We start from the raw sequence: 1,781 nt of genomic DNA on the forward strand, positions 1-1,781 counted from the left end.
TCTGCGTGCGCATGATGTGTATTGTTCGCGCGCGCTCATTACCTTCGCAAATTGCGCGCGCGCAGCCGGATCGACAAGGGATGTTTCCAGTTCCTGAAAGTGCGCCGTCACTTGGGACGCAAGTTCCTTGCTATTGGCCTGCTCCCGCGCCGCTTGCCCGGAGTCGGAAGTCAGCAACTGGTTGCGCACGGAAATCGCCACATCATCCATCTTCCCGGCAATGGTGTTGATCAGGGCGATCTTCTTGTAGCGGTCATTGACGACCAGATTGATGGCCTCGTTGATATCCCCCAGGCGTATCAAGCCCAGTGTGACGATGGTCGCGATTGCCAGAATGAGCACAGAAAATGCAATAGCCAGACGGGTGGCGATACTGAAGTTATTGAAGCGCATGATTCCTCCCTGAAATGAACCACTTGTGGTCGATTCTTCTGCTGCAAAGGCGTTGGATTGGCACTGTCCGATGGCGAAAGCCAGGCAAAGCTCATGAGGATGAGCTGGCGACCAGGAATGGCACGTTATCTTGCCGCGGTGTGATCGTCATGTCGTTCCTTGGCGCGAAACAGTTGACGTGCGGCCTCAAGCGCTTCTTGCTCTATGTATTTTTTATTCTTGAAGAACATGAGCGTCACAAACATACAGCCAATGAACGCCAATGCTGCAAATATCAGGCAGACGATATACATGACGCATTTCCCCCCGGATTGCGTTTTCGTTCTGAACAGACTAGCTTCGAAAGGAATAAACGAAAGTGAAAATTGATGCCAAGCTGATCTAGGACAAGACGACCCCAGTTACGTATTCATCGTATCTGGCAATCGGGGCGATCGGGTCCAATGAAACGCGAACTGGCATGGTTTCCCTCTGGAATGCTCCCTCAGAAGATACTCATGGATGTTGTAGGTTGACAGTAAATTATATTTATAGCGTAACTTACTTGATTCGCAAGTGGCGGGCAAGTCAAGGGCGGCTACATCCTATCCTTCCACCAAATATCGACATGCGAATTTGTAATTTAACAAGGGATAATCTATGCAATAAATTAGGAAGCCTGTTCTCAACGAAGAGGTTTCTTGATGCAACTCAACATTCGCCAATTTCGCCCATTTCCCCCATTTCCCCAATTACCGCTGTTCTCGCTCTTGATGTTGTTCGGGGGCATCGCTCATGCGACTGACGGCTATTTTCAACATGGCTACGGTGTCAGGTCGCAAGGCGCTGGCGGCGTAGGCATTGCACTGCCTCAGGATGGGCTTGCCGCTGCATCAAATCCTGCCGGTACTGCATTTGTCGGAGATCGCCTGGACGTTGGCCTGACCTGGTTCTCACCCACACGTGGCGCGGAGGTGACGGGTAACCAAGGGCCGGTGAACGGCAGTTTTGATGGTAGTGGCAAAAAGAACTTTTTCCTGCCTGAGATCGGCTGGGTCAAACAGATCAATCCTCAACTGGCTGCGGGCATTGCTGTCTATGGCAATGGCGGCATGAACACGACTTACAGGAGCGGTGTGCCCTTGTTCGGCTCAGGTGAGGCAGGGGTCAATCTTGAACAGTTGTTCATCGCTCCCAATGTGGCCTGGAAAGTCAATGAATCCCATGCGTTCGGGTTGGCCGTGAATTTTGCGTATCAGCGTTTCGAGGCCAAGGGATTGAGCAACTTCGATAATGCCTTGTTCTCTAGCAGCCCTGGAAACGTCACCGACCGTGGCACCGATACCTCCACGGGATGGGGGCTGCATTTGGGTTATATCGGGAAAATCACTCCCGACCTGACCGTTGGC

3 protein-coding genes are annotated in these 1,781 nt (G+C 52.0%); 1 reads left to right on the forward strand and 2 read right to left on the reverse strand.

What is annotated here, in order from left to right:
* The coding region (locus I5W_RS21540) for an MCP four helix bundle domain-containing protein (RefSeq protein ID WP_044530770.1) at positions 1–393 on the reverse strand (393 nt) is incomplete at its 3' end.
* Between the two features lie 125 nt (positions 394–518).
* The gene (locus I5W_RS32615; protein WP_017452232.1) at positions 519–686 is read right to left on the reverse strand and encodes a hypothetical protein; all 168 of its coding nucleotides are present in this window, start codon (positions 684–686) and stop codon (positions 519–521) included.
* A gap of 390 nt (positions 687–1,076) precedes the next feature.
* Between I5W_RS32615 and I5W_RS21545 the strand changes: the two genes are divergently transcribed.
* Positions 1,077–1,781 (forward strand): OmpP1/FadL family transporter (locus I5W_RS21545; protein WP_044530771.1); only part of this gene is annotated, 705 nt, incomplete at its 3' end.

The sequence above is a fragment of the Herbaspirillum sp. B65 genome (assembly GCF_000333555.1).
Taxonomy (GTDB): Bacteria; Pseudomonadota; Gammaproteobacteria; order Burkholderiales; family Burkholderiaceae_D; genus Herbaspirillum; species Herbaspirillum rubrisubalbicans.

Coding starts and splice junctions, on each gene's coding strand:
- I5W_RS32615 (WP_017452232.1), bottom strand. CDS start 686: ATGTATATCGTCTGCCTGATATTTGCAGCATTGGCGTTCATTGGCTGT.